This window comes from Actinoplanes sp. NPDC024001 (assembly GCF_040638955.1).
GTDB lineage: Bacteria > Actinomycetota > Actinomycetes > Mycobacteriales > Micromonosporaceae > Actinoplanes.
Window position 1 is genome coordinate 1 of record NZ_JBEZZB010000305.1, and the last position, 5,249, is coordinate 5,249.

The window sequence follows — 5,249 nt, forward strand, 5'->3', positions numbered from 1 at the left end:
GCACGGTCCAGTCCACCGGCATGGCCCCGGCCGGCTCGACGCCCGGGGCCGCCGACATCGCGGTGCCGGGCCGCACTGCTGCCGGACCGGCGTGCGCGGTCGCGGAGCTTGCCGACGGCGAGCCAGCGAGTTCAGGCGGGCCGGAGGGCGCGGTGGGCAGGGCGTCGGATGGGAGGAAGCGGGCGCAGAACAGCAGGGCCAGGGCGCCCAGCGGGATGTTGATCAGGAAGATCCAGCGCCAGGACAGGGTGTCGATCAGCCAGCCGGCCAGCAGGGGGCCCAGGACCGGACCGATCAGCAAGGGCAGGACCAGCAGGCTCATCAGGCGGCCGCGCTGGTCGCGGGGGGCGGCGCGCAGGCCGATCGCCTGGCCTACCGGATTGAGCAGGCCGCCGCCCAAGCCCTGCAGCACCCGGAAGACGGCCAGCGAGGCCGCGCTCCAGGCCAGGCCGGCCAGGGCGGAGAACAGGATGAAGACGAGCAGGGCGGTCAGGTAGACGCGGCGGGCGCCGTAGCGGGCCGAGGCCCAGCCGGCCAGCGGGATCACCGCGACGATGCCGAGCAGGTAGCCGGTGGTCACCCACTGCACGGCGGGCAGGGTGGTGTGCAGGCCGGCGACGATCGCGGGCAGCGCCACCACGGTCACGGTGGTGTCCACCACGACCATCAGGCCGCCGAGCGCGAGGGTCAGGCCGATGCGCCGGACGCTCATCAGCGGGCGTACGGGCGGTCGTGGCGGGCGGTCCGCAGCACCGTCGCCCACCAGGTGAGTTCGCGCAGGGCGGCGTCGTACGCCGGCTCGACGCCGGCGGGCGGCGCGTAACCGGCCGGGCCCAGATCGTTCCAGGGGGTGCGCAGGCCGACGACCCGGCGGGTGGTGACCATGTGCAGTTCGGCGAGGACGCCACGCAGGTGTTCGGTGGCGAGCAGGCCGCCCTGCACCCCGTAGGACAGCACGGTGGCGGGTTTGAACATCCACTCCCGGTAGTGCCAGTCGATGAGCCGCTTCAGGCTGGCCGGGTAGCTGTGGTTGTACTCGGGGGTGACGAACACGAAGGCGTCGGCGGCGTCGATCCGGGCCGAGACGGGCGAGCCCGCGCTGCCGCCGGGGCGCAGGTCGCCGTCGGAGGGAAGCTCGCAGTCGGCGCAGTCGATCAGGTCGACCTCGGCGTCGCCGGCGGCCCGGAACGCGGCCCACTCGGCGAGGGTGCGGCCCATCCGCTGGTCGCGGATGCTGGCGGCGACGACGGCGATCCGCAGCGGCTGTTCCGGTGAGCCGCCGCCGGGTCCGGGACCGTCGGCCGCGGGAACGGTGGGCAGGTCGGTAACGGTCGTCTCAGTCATGGCGCCAGCGTTCGCCTTCAACATATGTTGAAGTCAAGCGAGGCGGGAGGGAGCGCGAGATGACGGCCGTCACCCAGCACAGCGGGGCGTTCACGTTGACCGTCGGGGAGGTAGCGGCCGACGCCGGGGTGGCCGCGTCGGCGGTCCGGTTCTACGAGCAGCACGGCATCATCCGTGCCGAGCGGACCGCTGGTGACCAGCGGCGTTTCGACGAGAGCGCGGCCTGCCGGATCCGGGTGGCGAAGGTGGCGCAGCGCGTCGGCCTCACCGTCCGGGAGATCGCCGAGGTCTTCGCGGATCTGCCGGCCGACCCGCGGCCGCAGGACTGGGGCCGGGTCGCCGAGCATCTGATCGCCGAGGCGGAGGCCCGCACGGCCGCGCTGAAGGCCTATCTCGGCGAGATGCGTTCCGGCGCCAAGCTGTGTGACCTGTGATGCCGACCGAAGTTGATCACCTGCGGTAAGGTTCCGCTCACCAAGATCTGCTTCGGGGAGGAACCACACGTGGGCAACAAGCTCCTGCGCGGTCTGCTGATCGGCGCGCTGGCGGTCACCGGCACGACCGCGGTCGCCGTCACACCCGCCGCCGCGAAGGCGAAGACCTACAAGAACTGCACCGCGCTGAACAAGGTCTACAAGCACGGGGTCGGCAAGAAGGGCGCGAAGGACAAGGTGTCCGGCAAGTCGAAGCCGGTCACCAACTTCAAGGTGTCCAACGCGCTCTACAAGGCGAACAAGAAGTCCGACCGGGACAAGGACGGCATCGCCTGCGAGAAGCGCTGAGCGCGCGACGGTCCCGCCCCGGCGGGCGGGGCCGTCACACCAGGCGGCCGTCGCGCAGGGTGAGAACCCGGTCGGCCCGGTCGATCAGCGCCGGGTCGTGCGTGGCCACCAGCGCGGTCATCCCCCGGGCGTCGACCACGGCACGCAGCAGGTCCATGATGGCGCGCCCGGTCTCCGAGTCCAGCTGGCCGGTCGGCTCGTCGGCGATGAGCAGGTCCGGGTCGTTGGCGAGGGCACGGGCCACCGCCACCCGCTGCTGCTGGCCGCCGGAGAGCTCACCGGGACGCTGCGCCGCCTGCCCGCCGAGGCCGACCAGCTCCAGCAGCACGGCGACGCGCTGGTCGCGTTCGGCCGGGTCGCGGCGGGCCAGCCGCATCGGGACGCTGACGTTCTCGGCCGCGGACAGGATCGGCACCAGCCCGAACGACTGGAACACGAACCCGATCACGTCGCGGCGCAGGTCGAGCAGCTCCCGTTCGCCGGCGCCGGTGACCTTGCGGTCGGCCACCGTGATGGTGCCGCTGTCCGGCTTGTCCAGGCCGCCGATCAGGTTCAGCAGGGTGGTCTTGCCGGCGCCGGAGCGGCCGCGGACCGCGACCAGCTCACCCTTGGCCACGTCGAACGAGACGTCGGTGAGGGCGTGCACCACCCGGTCGCCGCTGCCGTAGGTGCGGCTCACGCCGGAGACCTCGACGACGTTCATCCCTGCTCCTCCGTGCTCTGACCGGGGCGGACCTCGACGTGGTCCGGTTCGAGGTTGAGGCGCACCCGGTCGCGCAGGCTGAGCGCCTCCACGAACGCGGACGGCAGCTGCAGCCGCCCGGCCCGGTCGAGCACCGCGTACTCCTCGGTGACGTGCTGCTCGGTGCCGTCGGCGCCGATGCGGGCGCTGCGCCGTACCTCGGAGGCGGTTTTTCCGTCGCGAATAGCGACGGCCCGGCGCACCTGACCGGAAACGTTCATGTCGTGCGTGACCACCACGACGGTCACGCCGAGCTCCGCGTTGACCGTGCGCAGCGCGCCGAACACCTCGTCGGCGGTGGCCTCGTCCAGCTCGCCGGTGGGTTCGTCGGCGAAGAGCACCTCGGGGTCGTTGGCCAGCGCCACCGCGACCGCGGCGCGCTGCTGCTCGCCGCCGCTGAGCTGGTCCGGGCGGCGGTCGGCCCGGTCGGCTACGCCGACCATCTCCAGCAGCTCCATCGCGCGCCCGCCGCGCCTGCCGCCGGCCAGCCGCATCGGCAGTTCGACGTTCTCCCGGGCGGTCAGGTACGGCAGCAGGTTGCGCGCCGTCTGCTGCCAGACGAACCCGACGACCCGCCGCCGGTACTCCAGGCGTTTCTTGGCCGACATGCCGAGCAGCTCGTAGCCGGCCACCCGGGCCATCCCGGCGGTCGGCTCGTCCAGCCCGGAGAGGATGTTGAGCATGGTGGACTTGCCGGAGCCGGAGGCGCCCACCACGGCGAGCAGCTCACCGCGGTCCACCACCAGGTCCAGGCCCTGCAGGGCGACCACCTCGACGCCCTCGGTACGGAAGATCCGCACCAGCCCGTCGCAGACGATGTGCCCGCTGAGCCGGTCCTGTCCCCCGGCACGGGCGGCCGCCCGTTCTGCGGCGCGCCTTTCCAGATCGGCCAGCTCCATCAGAGTTGCTCCTCTCCCAGCCGCAGCACCGTGCCGAGGCGCAGGCGGCGGTTGGCGATGTCCTCGACCACCAGCGCGGCGGCCACGGCCAGCACCGCGACCACCAGCACGCCGGCGGCGAGCAGGGGGTCGACGCTGATGCCGGCGGGCAGGCCGGCGGTGAAGTCGCTCAGGCCCAGGGCGGACCCGATCAGCAGCGGCAGCGCGGTGCCGACCAGGCCGCCGACGAGCACGGCGACGCCGATCAGCGGCACCAGCTCGAACACCAGCAGCCGCCGGCCCTGCCGGGTGGACAGGCCCAGGGTGCGCAGCCGCGACAGGGTCCGGCCGCGGGCCGGCGCCCCGGCCAGCACGGTGAGCGCGACCGCGAGCAGGGCCAGCCCGGCGGAGGCGGCCACCCCGGCGGCGAAGGTGAAGCCCAGCACCCCGTCGACGCCGCGCTTGTCGAGGTCGGCACGGTACGCCTCGCGGGTGGTGAGGGTGGCGGGCATGGCCAGCTCGTACGCCTCGATGTCGCGCCCGGTGGCGTCCTTGGCCTGCTGGGCCTGCCCGGCGTCGGCGGTCTCGAGGACCGCCCGCCGGTCGTAGCCGTCGCCGTTGATCAGGATGCGGTTCGGCACGATCGGCTGGTAGTCCGGGATCGGCATGGCCTGCATCGGCAGGGCCACGAACTCGTGCACCCCGGCGCCGAGGCCGACCATGGTCTCCTGGACGCCGGCGACCCGGAACGGGTACTGCCGGCCCTGCACCTCGACGGTGCCCCCGGCCCCGATCCGCCGGCCCAGCTTGGGCGACACGACCGCGGGCACCGGGCCGGCGCCGAGGCGGGCCGACCGCAGCGCCTCCGGCAGGGCCGGCAGCGCGGCGGCGTCCACCACCAGGCCCTGTGCCTGCACGATCAGCGGGCTGGACTCGCCGCGGATGTTCGCCACCGGCTCCACCAGCACCGGCACGGCGGCGTCCACCCCGTCCAGCGCGGCCACCTTCTCCGCCGTGCCCGGGGCGAAGAGGAAGCCGGTGACCAGCGCGTCGGCCGGGACGGCGAGGTCGGCGACCCGGTCCCGGGCGTGGCTCACGGTGGTGGTGACCGTGCTGCTGAAGATGCCGGTGGCGATCGCGATCACCAGCACCGCGAGGGGCCCGGACCGCAGCGGCGCGCCGCGGCTGGCGCCGCTGACGCCGAGGAACACCACCGCTCCGCGCGCCCGGGCGGCCAGCCGCCCGATGCGCGCCAGCGGGAACGGCATCACCCGCAGCGCCACCAGCGAGGCGGCCAGCGCCAGCAGGACCGGCGCGCCGACCAGGTACGGGTCGACGCCCGCCCCCGCGTCGAGACCGCGCCGGCGGACCAGCAGGATGCCACCGGCCGCGAGGGCGACGACGAACAGTTCGGCGGTGAGCCGGCGCGGCGACGGCCGGTCGGCGGCCAGGTCGCGGCGGTGCCCGGTGAAGTCGGGGTGGCGGGCGCCGGCGGCGGCGTAC

At 74.0% G+C, this 5,249-nt stretch carries 7 protein-coding genes; 2 read left to right on the top strand and 5 right to left on the bottom strand.

Features of this window, described 5'->3' with window-relative positions; translation table 11 throughout:
* A partial coding sequence (locus AB0F81_RS50135) for an MFS transporter (protein WP_360211361.1) occupies positions 1 to 712 on the bottom strand: 712 nt, incomplete at its 3' end.
* Positions 712 to 1,344 carry an NAD(P)H-dependent oxidoreductase gene (locus tag AB0F81_RS50140; RefSeq protein ID WP_360211363.1) on the bottom strand — a complete coding sequence of 211 codons (633 nt, stop codon included), beginning with the start codon at positions 1,342 to 1,344 and terminating at the stop codon, positions 712 to 714. The genes AB0F81_RS50135 and AB0F81_RS50140, both read right to left, overlap by 1 nt.
* Before the next feature lie 59 nt (positions 1,345 to 1,403).
* Here AB0F81_RS50140 and AB0F81_RS50145 point away from each other — a divergent pair, with 59 nt between their 5' ends.
* Both AB0F81_RS50145 and AB0F81_RS50150 read left to right on the top strand, forming a co-directional pair.
* Complete coding sequence (locus tag AB0F81_RS50145; protein WP_360211365.1) at positions 1,404 to 1,778, top strand: MerR family transcriptional regulator; 375 nt, start codon at positions 1,404 to 1,406, stop codon at positions 1,776 to 1,778.
* A gap of 69 nt (positions 1,779 to 1,847) precedes the next feature.
* Positions 1,848 to 2,126 carry an excalibur calcium-binding domain-containing protein gene (locus tag AB0F81_RS50150; RefSeq protein WP_360211367.1) on the top strand — a complete coding sequence of 93 codons (279 nt, stop codon included), beginning with the start codon at positions 1,848 to 1,850 and terminating at the stop codon, positions 2,124 to 2,126.
* Between the two features lie 34 nt (positions 2,127 to 2,160).
* On the opposite strand, the gene AB0F81_RS50155 is transcribed toward AB0F81_RS50150, so the two are convergent.
* The 3 genes from AB0F81_RS50155 to AB0F81_RS50165 form a co-directional block, all read right to left on the bottom strand.
* Positions 2,161 to 2,829, bottom strand: a complete 669-nt coding sequence (locus AB0F81_RS50155; protein WP_360211369.1) for an ABC transporter ATP-binding protein — start codon at positions 2,827 to 2,829, stop codon at positions 2,161 to 2,163.
* A complete protein-coding gene (locus tag AB0F81_RS50160; RefSeq protein ID WP_360211371.1) occupies positions 2,826 to 3,767 on the bottom strand; it encodes an ABC transporter ATP-binding protein in 942 nt (313 codons plus the stop codon). Before AB0F81_RS50160 ends, AB0F81_RS50155 begins: the two co-directional genes overlap by 4 nt.
* The coding region (locus AB0F81_RS50165; RefSeq protein ID WP_360211373.1) for an FtsX-like permease family protein at positions 3,767 to 5,249 on the bottom strand (1,483 nt) is incomplete at its 5' end. The genes AB0F81_RS50165 and AB0F81_RS50160, both read right to left, overlap by 1 nt.